This is a genomic window from Pseudomonas sp. BT-42-2 (assembly GCF_025847435.2).
Classification (GTDB): Bacteria; Pseudomonadota; Gammaproteobacteria; order Pseudomonadales; family Pseudomonadaceae; genus Aquipseudomonas; species Aquipseudomonas urmiensis.
Genome location: NZ_JAOYTM010000015.1, coordinates 172825 through 189266, shown reverse-complemented (window position 1 = coordinate 189266; position 16442 = coordinate 172825). Strand labels below are relative to the sequence as shown.

Annotated in this window: 13 protein-coding genes; 9 read left to right on the top strand and 4 right to left on the bottom strand. The window is 62.1% G+C overall.

What is annotated here, in order from left to right; genetic code table 11:
• Positions 1 to 162: 162 nt before the first annotated feature.
• Positions 163 to 972, bottom strand: coding sequence for a tRNA cyclic N6-threonylcarbamoyladenosine(37) synthase TcdA (tcdA, locus tag OIU19_RS19295; protein WP_186556248.1), 810 nt, complete (start codon positions 970 to 972; stop codon positions 163 to 165).
• 259 nt (positions 973 to 1231) lie between these two features.
• On the opposite strand from tcdA, the gene OIU19_RS19290 reads away from it, so the two are divergent.
• The 4 genes from OIU19_RS19290 to OIU19_RS19275 all read left to right on the top strand — a co-directional run bounded on the left by OIU19_RS19290 (position 1232) and on the right by OIU19_RS19275 (position 6388).
• A complete protein-coding gene (locus OIU19_RS19290; protein ID WP_264236365.1) occupies positions 1232 to 3832 on the top strand; it encodes a glycosyltransferase in 2601 nt (866 codons plus the stop codon).
• A gap of 195 nt (positions 3833 to 4027) precedes the next feature.
• On the top strand, positions 4028 to 5179 hold the full coding sequence (gene dapE / locus OIU19_RS19285; protein WP_264236364.1) for a succinyl-diaminopimelate desuccinylase: 1152 nt from the start codon (positions 4028 to 4030) through the stop codon (positions 5177 to 5179).
• A complete protein-coding gene (locus OIU19_RS19280) occupies positions 5179 to 5991 on the top strand; it encodes a putative RNA methyltransferase (RefSeq protein WP_264236363.1) in 813 nt (270 codons plus the stop codon). The genes dapE and OIU19_RS19280 overlap by 1 nt, the downstream gene beginning before the upstream one ends.
• Before the next feature lie 19 nt (positions 5992 to 6010).
• On the top strand, positions 6011 to 6388 hold the full coding sequence (locus OIU19_RS19275; RefSeq protein WP_264236362.1) for a hypothetical protein: 378 nt from the start codon (positions 6011 to 6013) through the stop codon (positions 6386 to 6388).
• A gap of 64 nt (positions 6389 to 6452) precedes the next feature.
• Here the strand turns inward: OIU19_RS19275 and OIU19_RS19270 are convergent, their stop codons facing one another.
• Entirely contained in the window at positions 6453 to 6662 is a 210-nt protein-coding gene (locus OIU19_RS19270) for a cold-shock protein (RefSeq protein WP_186556243.1), read from the bottom strand.
• 233 nt (positions 6663 to 6895) lie between these two features.
• Here OIU19_RS19270 and plsB point away from each other — a divergent pair, with 233 nt between their 5' ends.
• The 4 genes from plsB (at position 6896) to OIU19_RS19250 (ending at position 11404) form a co-directional block, all read left to right on the top strand.
• On the top strand, positions 6896 to 9364 hold the full coding sequence (gene plsB / locus OIU19_RS19265; RefSeq protein ID WP_264236361.1) for a glycerol-3-phosphate 1-O-acyltransferase PlsB: 2469 nt from the start codon (positions 6896 to 6898) through the stop codon (positions 9362 to 9364).
• Positions 9365 to 9461: 97 nt separating this feature from the next.
• On the top strand, positions 9462 to 10172 hold the full coding sequence (locus tag OIU19_RS19260; protein ID WP_264236360.1) for a hypothetical protein: 711 nt from the start codon (positions 9462 to 9464) through the stop codon (positions 10170 to 10172).
• 110 nt (positions 10173 to 10282) lie between these two features.
• Entirely contained in the window at positions 10283 to 10681 is a 399-nt protein-coding gene (locus OIU19_RS19255) for a YbaY family lipoprotein (RefSeq protein ID WP_264236359.1), read from the top strand.
• Positions 10682 to 10714: 33 nt separating this feature from the next.
• Positions 10715 to 11404, top strand: a complete 690-nt coding sequence (locus OIU19_RS19250) for a DUF4197 domain-containing protein (protein WP_186556239.1) — start codon at positions 10715 to 10717, stop codon at positions 11402 to 11404.
• Positions 11405 to 11440: 36 nt separating this feature from the next.
• Here OIU19_RS19250 and OIU19_RS19245 read toward each other — a convergent pair whose 3' ends face one another.
• Together OIU19_RS19245 and OIU19_RS19240 are read right to left on the bottom strand one after the other, a co-directional pair.
• Complete coding sequence (locus OIU19_RS19245) at positions 11441 to 14506, bottom strand: efflux RND transporter permease subunit (RefSeq protein WP_264236358.1); 3066 nt, start codon at positions 14504 to 14506, stop codon at positions 11441 to 11443.
• 6 nt (positions 14507 to 14512) lie between these two features.
• Positions 14513 to 15613: an efflux RND transporter periplasmic adaptor subunit gene (locus tag OIU19_RS19240; RefSeq protein ID WP_264236357.1), complete on the bottom strand. Its 1101-nt coding sequence runs from the start codon at positions 15611 to 15613 to the stop codon at positions 14513 to 14515.
• Between the two features lie 171 nt (positions 15614 to 15784).
• Between OIU19_RS19240 and OIU19_RS19235 the strand changes: the two genes are divergently transcribed.
• A complete protein-coding gene (locus tag OIU19_RS19235; RefSeq protein ID WP_319004536.1) occupies positions 15785 to 16426 on the top strand; it encodes a TetR/AcrR family transcriptional regulator in 642 nt (213 codons plus the stop codon).
• The last annotated feature ends 16 nt before the right edge of the window (positions 16427 to 16442 follow it).

Below are 16442 nucleotides of genomic sequence, written 5' to 3'. Positions count from 1 at the left end.
GCCTGGAGTTGCGCGCATAAAGATCAAGAGCAGGCGAATCGCTGCGCTCTCGCTAAAGCCAAAGCCAAAGCCAAAGCCAAGTTTGTATTTTTGATTTGTGGGGTTTGGCCTGGCCTCATCGCTTTGACTTTTCCCGCGATGAGGCCTGAGGGAACGCTTGCGCTACTTCGCGACCACGCGTTCAGAAGGGCGTCGGGCGCCGGCTACGAGCTTCTCCACCGCTTTGCTCGCCGCTACCATGCCAAAGGTCGCCGTTACCATCATCACTGCGCCGAAGCCGCCGGAGCAGTCCAGGCGCACGCCCTCGCCGACGAAGCTTTTCTGCAGGCAGACACTGCCATCACCCTTGGGGTAACGCAGCTGCTCGCTGGAAAACACGCAAGGTACCCCGTAGTTGCGCGAGGTATTGCGCGAGAAGTTGTAATCGCGGCGCAGGGTCGAACGCACCCGCGAGGCCAGCGGGTCGTTGAAGGTCTTGTTGAGGTCGCCGATCTGGATCTGGGTGGGGTCGATCTGCCCGCCGGCGCCGCCAGTGGTAACGATGCCGATCTTGCGTCGACGACACCAGGCGATCAGCGCCGCCTTGGCCATCACGCTGTCGATGCAGTCGATCACACAGTCCATCTGCTCGGTGATGTACTCGGCCATGGTTTCGCGGGTGACGAAGTCAGCCACGGCATGCACTCGACAGGCCGGGTTGATCGCCCGCAGGCGCTCAGCCATGACCTCGACCTTGGCGCGCCCAACTTGGCCCTCCAGGGCGTGCGCCTGGCGGTTGGTGTTGCTCACGCAAACGTCGTCCAGATCGAACAGGCTGATTTCACCCACCCCGCTACGGGCCAGCGCCTCTGCGGCCCACGAGCCCACGCCACCAATGCCGACAATCGCCACGTGGGCATCGCGCAGGCGTTGCAGCCCCTGGTCGCCGTACAACCGGGCGACGCCGGCAAAGCGTGGATCTTCTGTGCTCATGGCCAATACCCCGAAAAAACCGGCGCGCATTATACGCCAATCGAGCGCTCCCAGGGCCGCAGCACAGCGCCGCCAATTGGCACCTTCCCTACCATCCCTGCTTTAATGTCCTACCACGCAACCAGATATGGAAGACAATAGAGCGGGATCAGAACTTCATCCTCTGCGGAAAATCCAATCAACTACCTTCCCAGGTAAGCGTAGGACTCACGCCCCTGTGGCGCCCGCCCGCTCCCTTCATCGGAACCTTGAAACGCTTATGTCATCACGCAAATTCGGCCTCAACCTGGTGGTGGTGCTGGCCATCGCCGCGCTGTTCACCGGGTTCTGGGCGCTGATCAATCGCCCAGTGTCGGCCCCTGCCTGGCCGGAACAGATCTCCGGCTTCTCCTACTCGCCGTTCCGCTTGGGCGAAAGTCCGCAGAAAGGCCAGTACCCAAGTGACGATGAGATGCGCCAGGACCTGGAGCAGATGAGCAAGCTGACCGACAGCATTCGCATCTATACCGTCGAGGGCACCCAGGCAGAGATCCCACGCCTGGCCGAGGAACTGGGCCTGCGCGTCACCCTGGGCATCTGGATCAGCCCCGATCAAGAGCGCAACGAGCGTGAGATCAGCAAGGCCATCGAGCTGGCCAACACCTCGCGCAGCGTGGTCCGGGTGGTAGTGGGCAACGAGGCGCTGTTCCGCGAAGAGATCACGCCTGAGGCATTGATCCAGTACCTGGATAGGGTCCGCGCGGCGGTGAAAGTACCGGTGACTACCAGCGAACAATGGCATATCTGGAAAGAACACCCAGAGCTGGCCAAGCACGTCGACCTGATCGCCGCGCACATCCTGCCGTACTGGGAGTTCGTGCCCATGCAGGACTCGGTGGAGTTCGTTCTCGACCGTGCCCGCGAGCTCAAGCTGCAGTTCCCCCGCAAGCCGCTGCTACTCTCGGAGGTTGGCTGGCCAAGCAACGGCCGCATGCGCGGTGGCGCCGATGCGACCCAGGCCGACCAGGCGATCTACCTGCGCACCCTGGTCAACACCCTCAACCGCCGCGGCTACAACTACTTTGTCATCGAAGCCTATGACCAGCCGTGGAAGGCCAGTGACGAAGGCTCGGTGGGCGCCTACTGGGGCGTGTTCAACGCCGAACGCCAGCAGAAATTCAACTTCGAAGGGCCGGTGGTGGCGATCCCGCAATGGCGGGCACTGGCGGTCGCCTCGGTGGTGCTGGCAATGCTCGCCCTGACCATTCTGTTGATCGACGGCTCGGCCCTGCGCCAGCGCGGGCGGACCTTCCTGACCTTCATCACCTTCCTGTGTGGTTCGGTGCTGGTATGGATTGCCTACGACTACAGCCAGCAGTACAGCACCTGGTTCAGCCTGACCGTGGGCTTCTTGCTCGCGCTGGGTGCGATCGGCGTGTTCATCGTACTGATGACCGAAGCCCATGAACTGGCCGAGACGGTGTGGACCGCCAAGCGGCGCCGGGAGTTTCTCCCCGTGCAGGGCGATTCTGCCTACCGGCCGAAGGTCTCGGTGCATGTGCCCTGCTACAACGAGCCGCCAGAAATGGTCAAACAGACCCTCGATGCCCTAGCCGCGCTGGATTATCCGGACTACGAAGTGCTGGTGATCGACAACAACACCAAGGACCCGGCCGTCTGGGAGCCGCTCAAGGCCCACTGTGAACTGCTCGGCGAGCGCTTCAAGTTCTTCCACGTCGCGCCGCTGGCCGGTTTCAAGGGCGGTGCGCTGAACTATCTGCTGCCACACACTGCCAAGGACGCCGAAGTGATCGCAGTGATCGACTCGGACTACTGCGTCGACCGCAACTGGCTCAAGCACATGGTGCCGCACTTCGCCGACCCGAAGATCGCCGTGGTGCAATCGCCACAGGATTACCGCGATCAGCATGAAAGTGCCTTCAAGAAGCTGTGCTACAGCGAATACAAAGGCTTCTTCCACATCGGCATGGTGACCCGCAACGACCGTGACGCGATCATCCAGCACGGCACCATGACCATGACCCGGCGCAGCGTCCTGCAAGAGCTGGGTTGGGCCGAGTGGTGCATCTGCGAGGATGCCGAACTGGGCCTGCGGGTATTCGAGAAAGGCCTGTCCGCCGCCTATGCGCACAACAGCTATGGCAAGGGCCTGATGCCCGATACTTTCATCGACTTCAAGAAGCAGCGTTTCCGCTGGGCCTACGGCGCGATCCAGATCATCAAGCACCACGCCCGCGCCCTGCTGCGCGGCAAAGGCAGCGAACTGACCCGTGGCCAGCGCTATCACTTCCTGGCCGGCTGGCTGCCGTGGGTCGCCGATAGCATGAACATCTTCTTCACCGTCGGCGCACTGCTGTGGTCGGCAGCGATGATCATCGTGCCGCATCGGGTCGATCCGCCGCTGATGATCTTCGCCATTCCGCCGCTGGCGTTGTTCTTCTTCAAGGTCGGCAAGATCCTGTTCCTCTACCGCCGCGCGGTCGGCGTCGACCTAAAAGATGCCTTCGCCGCAGCGTTGGCGGGGCTGGCGCTGTCGCACACCATCGCCAAGGCGGTGTTGTATGGTTTCTTCACCAGCAGCATGCCGTTCTTCCGTACCCCGAAAAATGCCGACAGCCATGGCTTGCTGGTGGCGATTTCCGAAGCGCGCGAAGAGCTGTTCATCATGCTCTTGCTGTGGGGCGCTGCGGCCGGGATCTATCTGGTCCAGGGCCTGCCGAGCTCGGACATGCGTTTCTGGGTGGCGATGTTGCTGGTGCAGTCGTTGCCGTACCTGGCGGCGTTGATCATGGCCTTTCTGTCGTCGCTGCCCAAGCCTGTCGCAAAGTCTGTTGAGCCCTCGACTGCTGCCCAAGGCTAAGGGGCACGTGGGAACGGGCTTATTCCGTGATAGCGAGTGTGGATTGAACATCGCTATCGCGGGGCAAGCCCGCTCACAGGCCCTTCCCACAAGGTCATTGGCCTCTTGCCGCCTGCCCTGGGCGTGCCCGGCGAGATCATTTGATATAAGATAACGCCCCTGATTTCCCGCCTTGCCTTGCCCCCGGAGTTCCCCATGACGGCCCCAGCCGAGCTCTCGCCTACCCTTCAACTGGCCTGCGACCTGATCCGCCGCCCCTCGGTGACCCCGGTCGACGCCGACTGCCAGACCCAGATGATGAACCGCCTGGGCGCCGTCGGCTTCCAGCTCGAACCGATGCGTATCGAGGACGTCGATAACTTCTGGGCCACCCACGGCACCCAGGAAGGCCCGGTACTGTGCTTCGCCGGCCATACCGACGTGGTCCCCACTGGTCCGGTACAGCAATGGCAGCACGAGCCGTTCGAAGCGCTGATCGATGCCGACGGTATGCTCTGCGGGCGTGGCGCGGCCGATATGAAAGGCAGCCTGGCCTCGATGGTGGTGGCCAGCGAGCGCTTCGTCCACGACTACCCCAATCACCGCGGCAAGGTCGCCTTCCTGATCACCAGCGACGAAGAAGGCCCGGCCCACCATGGCACCAAAGCCGTGGTCGAGCGCTTGATCGCGCGTAAAGAGCGCCTGGACTGGTGCATCGTCGGTGAGCCGTCGAGCACCAACCTGCTCGGCGATGTGGTGAAGAACGGCCGCCGCGGCTCGCTCGGCGCCAAGCTGACTGTACGTGGCAAGCAGGGCCATGTGGCCTACCCGCACCTGGCGCGCAACCCGATCCACCTGGCCGCGCCAGCACTGGCGGAACTGGCTGCCGAGCACTGGGACGAAGGCAACGCATTCTTCCCGCCGACCAGCTTCCAGATCTCCAACCTCAACTCGGGCACGGGCGCGACCAACGTGGTTCCGGGCGACCTGACGGCGCTGTTCAACTTCCGCTTCTCCACCGAGTCGACCGTCGAGGGCCTGCAGGCGCGCGTCGCCGCCATCCTCGACAAGCACCAGCTGGACTGGTCGATCGACTGGGCACTGTCGGGCCTGCCGTTCCTCACCGAGCCAGGTGACCTGCTCGATGCGGTGTCGGCCAGCATCAAGGCGGTGACTGACCGTGATACCCAACCGTCGACCAGCGGCGGCACCTCCGACGGCCGCTTCATCGCCACCATGGGTACCCAGGTGGTCGAGCTCGGCCCGGTCAACGCCACCATTCACCAGGTCGATGAACGCATCCTGGCCAGTGATCTCGACCTGCTGACCGAGATCTACTACCAGACCCTGGTGCGGTTGCTCGCCTGATGCTCGCCTGCCCGCTCTGCCAGGCAGCCCTGGCCCCCCTGGACAACGGCGTAGTGTGCCCTGCCGGCCATCGCTTCGACCGCGCGCGCCAGGGCTACCTGAACTTGCTGCCGGTGCAGCACAAGAACAGCCGCGACCCAGGTGACAACCAGGCCATGGTCGAGGCCCGCCGCGACTTCCTCGACGGCGGCCATTACGCGCCGGTGGCGCGGCGCCTGGCCGAACTGGCTGCCGAGCGCCAGCCCGGCGTCTGGCTGGATATCGGCTGTGGCGAAGGCTACTACACCGGGCAAATTGCCCAGGCCCTGCCGGCGGCGCAAGGCTATGCCCTGGACATCTCCCGCGAGGCGGTCAAGCGCGCCTGTCGCCGCGCGCCAGAGGTGACCTGGATGGTCGCCAGCATGGCCCGGGTGCCATTGGCCGATGCCAGTTGCCAGTTCATCGCCAGCGTGTTCAGCCCGCTGGACTGGCAAGAGGCCCTGCGCCTGCTCAGCCCAGGCGGTGGCCTGATGCGGATCGGACCGACCAGCGGCCACCTGATGCAATTGCGCGAGGTGCTCTACGATGAAGTACGCCCCTACGCCGACGACAAACACCTGGCATTGGTCCCGCAGGGCATGGCCCATGCTCATAGCGAGATCCTCGAGTTCCGCTTGAGCCTGGCCGCGCCCAAGGCCCGTGCCGACCTGCTGGCCATGACCCCACACGGCTGGCGCGCCAGCGCCGAGAAACGCGCACGGGTGATCGACCAGCCCGAGCCGTTCGAGGTCACGGTTTCCATGCGTTATGACTATTTCGTGCGCCAAGACTGAGCACACCCGGAGCCTTTTTATGCGCCAACCCGATATCGAGATCTACCTCAAGGACAGCGACGTCGACCACAAGCAGATTTCTGCCTGGCTCGCCCAAGCGCTGGGCCCTTGCAGCGAATGGAAGCAAAAAGGCCAGACCTGGAAATGCCTGGCAGGTAACATTCCGGTCACCTGGTTACCCAAGGCTGTAGGGAAATGGAACAGCTTGTACCTGGAAAGCGACCAGACCCCATGGGACGACGACATCGCCTGCGCACGTGCAGCCTTTGCCGCGCTAAACGTGGAAATACGTTGCGCACCCGGTAGCTGGGCGGAAGAACAAGGGGAAGAAGATGCCGATCGCTGGATCCGCATCAGTGCCGACGGTGAAGAGGAAATCACCTGGCGTACGAGCTGAAGCTCGTTGCGCTTGGCATCAGGCTGCAAGTTCCACGGTCAACTTGCAGCTTGAAGCTTGAGGCTTAAAGACCGACTACATCCTCGGCCTGCAGGCCTTTCTGGCCCTGGGTCAAGTTGTACTCGACCTGCTGCCCTTCGACCAGGCTACGATGACCCTCACCGCGGATTGCCCGATAGTGGACGAATACATCCGCCCCACCTTCGCGCTGAATGAAGCCATAACCCTTGGCATCGTTGAACCACTTTACATTCCCAGTCTCACGAGACGACATCTGAACTACTCCAGTTTTTTATTGTGAAGATCGCCTTGCTGACACAGGTTCTCCACCCTGTGCCGACACAGCTTGCCGAAATATCCTGCAAGGTGCGGACCGAGTATATGACAGAGAACAAAGAAAATTCATGACCGCCCCGTGAATTGCAGATTTTTGCTGAACTTACGCCGATACGGCAGACTAACTGATTGTAAATAGACCCGATCCTCTCATCAGGGCACACACATTCCATGACCCGTTCTCCCTTGCGTCGCCTGATCTTCGGCGCCCTGCGCCGCGTGCTGTACCTATGGGTGCGCTCCGAGACCATCAACCAATCGTCCCTGACCCTCAAGCTCGATCGCAGCCGCCCGGTGTTCTACGCCCTGCCCTCGCCGTCACTGACCGACCTGGCGGTAATCGATCGAGAGTGCACCAAAGCGGGGCTGCCGCGCCCGGTATTGCCCGTTGTCGTGGGCCCCTTGCAGGAACCGGCCGCATTCTTCTACCTGACGCCAGACCCGGACTGGCTCGGCCGCCAGGATAAACGCGGTGCACCGCCAACGCTCGAGCGGCTGGTCGCGGCGATCAGCCAGCACGCGGAGGAAGACGCGCAGATCATTCCGGTGAGCGTGTTCTGGGGGCAGACCCCCGCCAGCGAATCGAGCCCATGGAAGCTGCTGTTCGCCGATAGCTGGGCCGTCACCGGCCGCCTGCGACGCTTGCTGACCATCTTGATTCTTGGACGCAAGACCCGCGTGCAGTTCTCCGCGCCTATCCACCTGCGCGAGCTGGTCGAGCACAACAAGGGCCACGAACGCACGGTGCGCATGGCTCAACGGCTGATGCGGGTGCATTTCCGCAACCTCAAGACGGCAGTGATCGGCCCGGACATTTCCCACCGGCGCAACCTGGTCAAGGGCCTGATCCACGACCCGTTGGTGCGCCAAGCCATCGCCGATGAAGCCGAACGGGAGAAAATCCCACTGGCCAAGGCCGAGGCCCAGGCCTTGCGCTACGGCAACGAGATCGCCTCGGACTACACCTACACTGCGATCCGCTTCCTGGAGGTCGTGCTCAGCTGGTTCTGGAACAAGATCTACGACGGCATCAAGGTCAACCACATCGAGCAGGTGCAGGGCATCGCCCCCGGCCACGAAGTGATCTACGTGCCGTGTCACCGCAGCCATATCGACTACCTGCTGCTGTCGTACCTGCTGTTTCGCAATGGCCTGACCCCGCCGCACATCGCTGCCGGCATCAACCTCAATATGCCGGTGATCGGCGGGCTGCTGCGGCGCGGCGGGGCGTTCTTCATGCGCCGCACCTTCAAGGGCAACCCGTTGTACACGGCCGTTTTCAACGAGTACCTGCACACCCTGTTCACCAAGGGTTTTCCGGTGGAATACTTCGTCGAAGGCGGGCGTTCGCGTACCGGGCGCATGCTGCAACCGCGCACCGGCATGTTGGCGATCACCCTGCGTAGCTTCCTGCGTTCCTCGCGTACGCCGATTGTCTTCGTGCCGGTGTACATCGGCTACGAGCGCGTGCTGGAAGGCCGCACCTACCTGGGCGAGTTGCGCGGCGCAAGCAAGAAGAAGGAGTCGATCTTCGACATCTTCAAGGTCATCGGCGCGCTGAAGCAGCGCTTCGGCCAGGTCTACGTCAACTTCGGTGAACCGATCCGTCTGGCCGGCTTTCTCGACCAGCAGCAACCTGGCTGGCGCGAGCAGGCGCTCGGTCCGCAGTTCCGCCCGGCCTGGCTGAATGAAACCACCACCCGCCTGGGCGAAACCGTGGCCCGCCACCTCAACGAGGCGGCGGCGATCAACCCGGTCAACCTGGTGGCCCTGGCGCTGCTTTCGACCAGTCGCCACGCCCTCGACGAACGCGCGCTGGTGCGCATTCTCGACCTGTACCTGGCGCTGCTACGCCAAGTGCCCTACTCGTCGCACACCACCTTGCCCGAGGGCGATGGCCTGGCCTTGATCAAGCACGTGCGGGGCATGGACCTGCTGGCCGAGCAGAACGATGCGATGGGCCGCATCCTGTACCTGGACGAAGCCAACGCGGTATTGATGACCTACTACCGCAACAACGTCATGCATATCTTCGCCCTTCCAGCGTTACTGGCAAGCTTCTTCCAGAGCAGTTCGCGGATGAGCCGCGAGCTGATCGGCCAGTACGTCAAGGCGCTGTACCCGTACCTGCAGGCGGAGCTGTTCCTGCGCTGGGCGCCCGAACAACTGGACGAGGTCATCGATCAGTGGCTGGCAGCTTTTGTCGAGCAAGGCCTGCTGCGCTTCGAAAACCAGGTCTACCTGCGCCCGGCACCGAGCTCACGGCAGTTCGTGCTGTTGACCTTGCTGGCCCGCACCATCACCCAGGCCCTGCAACGCTACTACATGGCCACCTCGCTGCTGCTCAACAGCGGCCAGCAGACCTTGAGCGCCGAGGAGCTGGAAGACCTGTGCGTGATGATGGCCCAGCGCCTGTCGATCCTGCATGGCCTCAATGCTCCGGAGTTCTTCGACAAGACCCTGTTCCGCCACTTCATCCAGACGCTGGTGCAACAAGGCGTGCTGCGCCCGGACAACAACGGCAAGCTTGGTCATCACGACAAGCTCGGCGAGCTGGCCGAAGGGGTGGCCAAGCGTGTGCTGTCGGCAGAGCTGCGTCTGTCGATCCGCCAGGTAGCGCTGCATCGCAATGATCTATAGGGACAGCTTTCCAACTTACTCATACTCCTGCCAACACACAGACTCGTCAGTGCGCGATAACCGCGCACTCACTATTCTTCGTGGCAGGAGCCATGTTATGAGCAAAGTAAACTTTATCGAGTTGTTTGGTTCATTAAGTTTAGTAGATATACCCCACTATGATGCAACACCACATCAAGTCATTATTGCTTTGACCCCACCCACAGTCACTGAACTACGCGACGCGAGGTCTTACTGCATTCAGCAATATAGTGGCACCCGCATCCCCTTCCAATTGACCGTGGACACCGGCGCTTTTGAAGCGGGCGAGGCGCTCGAGCTGGAGGCGATAATTCAGGCGGGCTTCGGGCCTGACAGCAATAAGGAACGGGTAAAAATCCCACTGATGCTCAATCATGCTACAGCACGCGTGGAGCAGAACATTACCGTCTCAGGTTCGAGCACCTCAGCGACCCAACCACCCGCCTCAACAGTGTTCACTGAAATTCATGGCGATATTTCAATTCCTCAGATCGACGACCTGGAAGGTCACCAGCTCATCATTAGCTTAAATGAAGTAGGGTTGAATGATGACCTGCAGCCTTTCTTCAATAGGATCAGCGAAACCAGTTATCAGGTTCGCACACTTAAGGCGCCCTTCTCTCTTCGATACGATAACAACGTATTGACCAGCGGGCGCAGCTATGACCTTCTTTTTATCCTGCGCGCGCCTTCAGGTAAATTTGTAGCCGGCCGAAACCTGAGAAATATCGACCTGGCTGAACTCACTGAAGCCCAGCAGGTGACGCTGGGACGGCCGAGGGGATAAGGCACTCCCGAAGTGAGTCCTGAACACTAGCAGGGCTCACTATCGGCGAAGAAAATCCGCTAAAGTCCCTGGGGTTGGCCACAAGCCAGCCCCAGGACTACGGAGATTCCATGAAAAAGCTCGTTATGCTGTGTTGCGCATCCCTGCTCGCAGCCTGTTCCAGCACCACCCCGTCGAACCAGGCCAGCCTGGATGGCGAAGTCTTCTACCTCCAGCGCATTGCCTTGCCACCGGCCGCTACCTTGAACGTGAGCCTGCAAGACGTATCGCTGATGGACGCCCCCGCCGTGACCCTGGCCAGCCAGGCCGGCCCAGTCAAGGGTAACGTACCGCTGCCGTTCCACTTGACCTACGACCCAGCCCAAATCAAGCCTGGCCATCGCTATGCGGTCAGCGCGCGCATCGAACTGGACGGCAAGCTGCTGTTCATCAATACCGAACACCACGGTGTCCAGCTCGACGGCAGCGATGTGCAGCCGGTGCGGATCAAGGTCGATCCGGTTCGCTGATCCCCGTTTATTCATTTGCATAAGGAAGTCCCCATGATTCGCTCCTCCCTGCGCCTCACCACCCTGTGCGCCGGCCTGCTGCTGTCTGCCAGCGCCCTGGCGGTGTCGCTTGGCGACCTGACCCAGAACGATGCGGCTGGCGGCCTGAAGGACGCCCTGACCCAAGGCGCACAAGTTGCCGTCAAGCAACTGAGCACCCCTGGCGGTTTCAGCAACAATCCGGACGTGCGTATCGAGCTGCCGGGCAACCTGGGCAAGGCCGCCAAGGCGATGAAGATGTTCGGCAAGGGCGACCAGGTCACAGCCCTGGAAGACAGCATGAACAAGGCTGCCGAAGCTGCGGTGCCACAGGCGCAGGCGATTCTGGTCGACGCCGTGAAGAAGATGACCGTGACCGATGCCAAGGGCATTCTCAGCGGTGCAGATGACTCGGCAACCCAGTACTTGAACAAGAGCAGCCGCGAGCAGATTCGCGCCAAGTTCCTGCCAATCGTCAAGGCGGCCACCGACAAGGTTGGCGTGGTTCAGCAGTACAACAGCTTCGCCGGCCAGGCTTCGGCCCTGGGTCTGGGCGATGCCAAGAGCGCCAACGTCGAGAGCTACGTGACCGAGAAGGCACTGGATGGCCTGTTCGAGATGATCGCCAAGCAAGAGCAGAGCATTCGCCAGAACCCGGCCCAGGCGGCGACCAGCCTGGCCAAGAAAGTCTTCGGCGCACTTTGATGTAACTGTTGGGGCTGCTTTGCAGCCCCAATCTCATCAGTCTTTCCTGACCCTGAACCACGCCGCATACAAAGCCGGCAAGAACAACAGGGTCAACACCGTGGCGACGATCAAGCCCCCCATGATCGCCACCGCCATTGGCCCATAGAAGACACTGCGCGACAGCGGAATCATCGCCAGCACGGCCGCCAACGCGGTCAGCACGATCGGCCGGAAGCGCCGCACCGTGGCCTCGATGATCGCCTGCCAACGTTGCATTCCTGAGGCGATATCCTGCTCGATCTGGTCGATCAGAATCACCGAGTTACGCATGATCATCCCCGCCAAGGCGATGGTGCCGAGCATGGCGACAAAGCCAAACGGCTGGCGGAACACCAGCAGGAACAGGGTCACGCCAATCAGCCCCAGCGGCGCGGTCAAAAACACCATCACCGTACGCGAGAAACTGCGCAGCTGGACCATCAGCAGGCTCAGTACTACCACGATGAACAGCGGCATGCCGGCATTCACCGACTTCTGCCCACGCTCGGAGTCTTCAACGGTGCCGCCCACCTCCAGCAGATAGCCGTCTGGCAAGCTGGCGCGTACGTCCTGCAAGGTCGGCGAGATCTGCTTGACCAAGGTCGCCGGCTGCTCCTTGTCATAGATATCGGCACGTACGGTGACCGTCGGCAGGCGATTGCGGTGCCAGATGATGCCCTCTTCAAAGCCGTACTCCAGCGTCGCCACCTGCGACAGGGCAACACTCTGGCCATTTTCGGTGGGCAATGCCAGGCTGCCGAGATTGGCCAGGTCACTGCGCTCTTGTTGAGTGCCGCGCAGGAGGATCTCGATCAGCTCGTTGTCTTCGCGGTACTGGCTCACCGTGCTACCGGTCAACGAACTCTGCAGGAAGCTCGCCAGGTGCGAAGTGCTCACGCCCAAGGCGCGCGCGCGGTCCTGGTCGATTTCCAGGAACACCGCCTTGCTCGGCTCTTCCCAATCCAGGTGCACATTCACCACGTGCGGATTCTCCCGCACCTTGTCGGCGACTTTACGGGCCAGAGCGCGGACCTTCTCGATGTGCTCGCCGGTCACCCGGAACTGCACCGGGTAGCCCACGGGTGGACCGTTTTCCAGGCGCGTGACCCGCGAGCGCAGCTCTGGGAACTGCTCATCGAGCGTGGCAATCAGCCAGCTACGTAGCGCTTCGCGATCTTCCAGCGATTTGGCCAGGACCACGAACTGGGCGAAACTCGCCGCCGGCAGCTGCTGGTCCAGCGGCAGGTAGAAACGCGGTGAGCCGGTGCCGATATAGGCCACATAGTTATCGATGCCGTCCTGGGCCTTGAGCAGCCCTTCGAGTCGCTTGACCTGTTCGGCGGAGTTGCTCAGCGAGGCGCCTTCGGCCAGTTTCAGGTCGATCATCAACTCAGGCCTGCCCGAGGCCGGGAAGAACTGCTGCGGCACGAAGCGGAACAACAGGATGCTGCCGACAAAGGCGGCGATGGTCAGCAGGATGACGGTCTTGCGCCGCCGCACGCACCACTCCACCACGCGCCGTACGCGTTGATAGAACGGTGTGGCGTATGGGTCTGGCGCATGCCCATCGTTACCCTGGCGCGCCGCGTGCAGCTTGGCCAGATCTGGCAGCAGTCGCTCCCCTAGATAGGGCACGAACAGCACTGCCGCGACCCACGAGGTGAGCAAGGCGATGGTCACCACCTGGAAGATCGACCGGGTGTACTCGCCGGTGCTCGACGCCGCCGTGGCGATCGGCAGGAAGCCCGCCGCCGTGATCAGGGTGCCGGTGAGCATCGGGAAGGCGGTACTGGTCCAGGCGTAACTCGCTGCCTTGAAGCGGTCGAACCCCTGTTCCATCTTGATCGCCATCATTTCCACGGCAATGATCGCGTCGTCCACCAAGAGGCCCAAGGCCAGCACCAACGCCCCGAGCGAAATCTTGTGCAGGCCGATACCGAAGTAATGCATGGCAGCGAAGGTCATGGCCAGCACCAGCGGAATCGCCAGGGCCACGACCAGGCCGGTGCGCAGCCCGAGCGAGAAGAAGCTCACCAACAAGACAATGACCAACGCCTCGACCAGTACCTGGACGAACTCGCCAACACCGGCCTTCACCGCTGCCGGCTGGTCGGACACCTTGCGCAGCTCCATCCCCGCCGGCAGGTTGTGCGCCAGCCGCTCGAACTCACCTTCAAGGGTCTTGCCCAGCACCAGGATGTCGCCGCCATCCTTCATCGACACCGCCAGACCAATGGCATCTTCGCCCATGAAGCGCATGCGCGGCGCGGGCGGGTCGTTGAAACCGCGGTGCACCTCGGCCACATCGCCAATCCGGAAGGTGCGGTCACCGACCCTGATCGGGAACTGGCGGATCTGCTCGACGCTGTCAAAACGTCCACTGACGCGCAATTGCAGACGCTCGCTGGCGGTTTCGAAGAAGCCTGCGGTACTCACCGCATTCTGCTCCTGCAGCGCTTGCTGAACCGCCGCCAGCGGCACACCGAGGGTGGCCAGCTTGAGGTTGGACAGCTCGATCCAGATCTTCTCGTCCTGCAGGCCGATCAGCTCGACCTTGCCCACATCCTTTACCCTTTGCAGCTGGATCTGGATGCGGTCGGCGTAGTCTTTGAGCACGGCGTAATCAAAGCCGTCACCGGTCAGCGCATAGATATTGCCGAAGGTGGTGCCGAATTCGTCATTGAAAAATGGCCCTTGGATTTCCGGTGGCAGGGTGTGGCGAATGTCTGCGACCTTTTTACGAATCTGGTACCACAGCTCCGGAATATCCTTGGAATGCAGCGAATCGCGGGCCATGAAGGTCACCTGCGACTCGCCCGGGCGGGAGAACGAGACGATCTTCTCGTACTCGCCCGTCTCCATCAGCTTCTTTTCGATGCGCTCGGTCACCTGGCGCGAGACCTCCTCGGCCGTTGCCCCGGGCCAGAGGGTGCGGATGACCATGGCCTTGAAGGTGAACGGCGGATCCTCGCTCTGCCCCAGCTTGGTGTAGGACATCGCGCCAATGGCCGCGAGCAGGATCATCAGGAACAGTACGATCTGGCGATTGCGCAGCGCCCAGGCGGATAGATTGAAACCCATCGGGACTTACTCCTTGGCCGCCAGGTCTACTTCACGGTTGGTGCGATCCACCGGTCGCACTTGCTGGCCTTCGCGCAATACATGGCCGCCTGCGGCAACCACCCAGTCGCTGGCTTCGAGGCCTTCGAGCACGGGCACGTTGTCCGCGCCATAAGCGCCCAGGCGCACTGCGGCACGGTGCAAGCGTTTGTCCTGGCCGACACGCCAGACATAGGCCTGGCCTTGTTCGGCAGTCACCGCCGACAGCGGCACCGACAGCGGCACCTGGCCGTCGTGGGCAATGAACACCCGCGCGCTCTGGCCCAGTTCGGCCGGCGTCTTGGTCGAATTGAAGGCAATTCGCGCGGCAAAGGTGCGCGAGCGTGGGTCGGCTGCTGGCGACAGCTCGCGGATATGGGCCTCGAAACGCTGGTTGGGGTGCGACCACAATTCGACGCTAACCTTCTGCCCCACCGCGAAGCGGGCGAACTGTTGCTCTGGCAGGCCGATGACCACTTCACGTTCGCCATCGGCGGCCAGGGTAAACACCGTTTGCCCGGCGGCCACGACCTGGCCGACCTCGACCTGGCGCTTGGCGATCACCCCCGCCTGCGGCGCACGCAGCACGGCGTAGTCGGCCTGGTTGCCGGCGACATCGAACTCGGCCTTGGCCTGCTTCAGACGGGCAAGCCCGGCGCGATAGAGATTCTCGGCGTTGTCGTAGAGCGAGCGGCTAACCATTTGTCGATCGAGCAGCTTCTGGTAGCGGTCACGCTCGGCCTGCACCAGGGCCAGATTGGCTTGGGCAGCGGCCAGTTGGGCGCGGTTAGCTTCCAGTTGCAGGCGGACGTCTTGCGGGTCGAGTTCAGCCAACGGCTGCTCGGCCTTGACCCGCTGGCCCTCCTCGACCAAGCGCTTGCTTACCTTGCCGGCGATGCGGAACGCCAGCTCCGGCTCGAACCGCGCCCGCACCTCACCCGGGTAGCTGTCGGCAGCCGCAGCGGCGGGTTGGGGCTGAACCACCAAGGCCGGGCGGGGTGCGGCCGGTGCTGCGGTCTGCTGACCACAGGCGGCCAGCAGCAAGGCCGCGGTGGCAGGCAAAGCGATGGACAAGGCATGACGCAACATGATGAATGACCTTTCGCGAAGAGCACTTCGAATATTTATACTGCCGAGTATATTAAATCAGGGAACCGAAGCCGGGAAGCTGGCGTCGCACAGATAATCAACATTAACGATTGGTCGCAGATTGCAGCCGGAGCGCGCCTGACCCGGTAAGATGGGCGACTGTTCACCTAGATGCGGATTCCAATGTCCAACGACGCACCCATCGGCCCTGGCCGGCCGAAGGACCTGGCCAAACGAGAGGCCATCCTCGAAGCGGCCAAGGCGCTGTTCCTCAGCCTTGGCTATGCCAACACCAGCATGGATGCGGTCGCTGCGGCGGCAGGTGTTTCAAAACTCACGGTCTATAGCCACTTCACCGACAAACAGACCTTGTTTGGCTCGGCGGTGATGGCGACCTGTCAGACGCAATTGCCTGAGCTGATCTTCGAATTGCCCGACGGCGTGCCGTTGGATCAGGTGCTGTTGAACATCGCCCGCGGCTTCCAGGCGCTGATCAGCAGTGACGAGTCGGTGAAATTGAGCCGTTTGATCATTGCCCTGGGCAGCCAGGACCCAGGCTTTGGCCAGTTCTTCTACGAAGCGGGGCCCAAGCAGGTACTGGGCGAGATGGAGGCGCTGCTGCGCTCGGTGGCTGAGCGCGGGTTGTTGCAGATCGATAACCCCTTGCGAGCGGCCGAGCATTTCTTCTGCTTGATCAAGGGCGCGCCGGATTATCGCTTGCTGCTGGGCTGTGCGCCGGCGTTGTCGGTGGATGAGGCAGAGGTGCATGTGCGCGAAGTGGTGGGCTTGTTTATGCGGGCTTATCAGTTTTAGGTTTTCACCCCATCGC

What these genes read in the sequence shown, in the direction of transcription:
- tcdA (WP_186556248.1), bottom strand. Translation starts at nt 972, where the DNA reads ATGAGCACAGAAGATCCACGCTTTGCCGGCGTCGCCCGGTTGTACGGC.
- OIU19_RS19290 (WP_264236365.1), top strand. Translation starts at nt 1,232, where the DNA reads ATGTCATCACGCAAATTCGGCCTCAACCTGGTGGTGGTGCTGGCCATC.
- dapE (WP_264236364.1), top strand. Translation starts at nt 4,028, where the DNA reads ATGACGGCCCCAGCCGAGCTCTCGCCTACCCTTCAACTGGCCTGCGAC.
- OIU19_RS19280 (WP_264236363.1), top strand. Translation starts at nt 5,179, where the DNA reads ATGCTCGCCTGCCCGCTCTGCCAGGCAGCCCTGGCCCCCCTGGACAAC.
- OIU19_RS19275 (WP_264236362.1), top strand. Translation starts at nt 6,011, where the DNA reads ATGCGCCAACCCGATATCGAGATCTACCTCAAGGACAGCGACGTCGAC.
- OIU19_RS19270 (WP_186556243.1), bottom strand. Translation starts at nt 6,662, where the DNA reads ATGTCGTCTCGTGAGACTGGGAATGTAAAGTGGTTCAACGATGCCAAG.
- plsB (WP_264236361.1), top strand. Translation starts at nt 6,896, where the DNA reads ATGACCCGTTCTCCCTTGCGTCGCCTGATCTTCGGCGCCCTGCGCCGC.
- OIU19_RS19260 (WP_264236360.1), top strand. Translation starts at nt 9,462, where the DNA reads ATGAGCAAAGTAAACTTTATCGAGTTGTTTGGTTCATTAAGTTTAGTA.
- OIU19_RS19255 (WP_264236359.1), top strand. Translation starts at nt 10,283, where the DNA reads ATGAAAAAGCTCGTTATGCTGTGTTGCGCATCCCTGCTCGCAGCCTGT.
- OIU19_RS19250 (WP_186556239.1), top strand. Translation starts at nt 10,715, where the DNA reads ATGATTCGCTCCTCCCTGCGCCTCACCACCCTGTGCGCCGGCCTGCTG.
- OIU19_RS19245 (WP_264236358.1), bottom strand. Translation starts at nt 14,506, where the DNA reads ATGGGTTTCAATCTATCCGCCTGGGCGCTGCGCAATCGCCAGATCGTA.
- OIU19_RS19240 (WP_264236357.1), bottom strand. Translation starts at nt 15,613, where the DNA reads ATGTTGCGTCATGCCTTGTCCATCGCTTTGCCTGCCACCGCGGCCTTG.
- OIU19_RS19235 (WP_319004536.1), top strand. Translation starts at nt 15,785, where the DNA reads ATGCGGATTCCAATGTCCAACGACGCACCCATCGGCCCTGGCCGGCCG.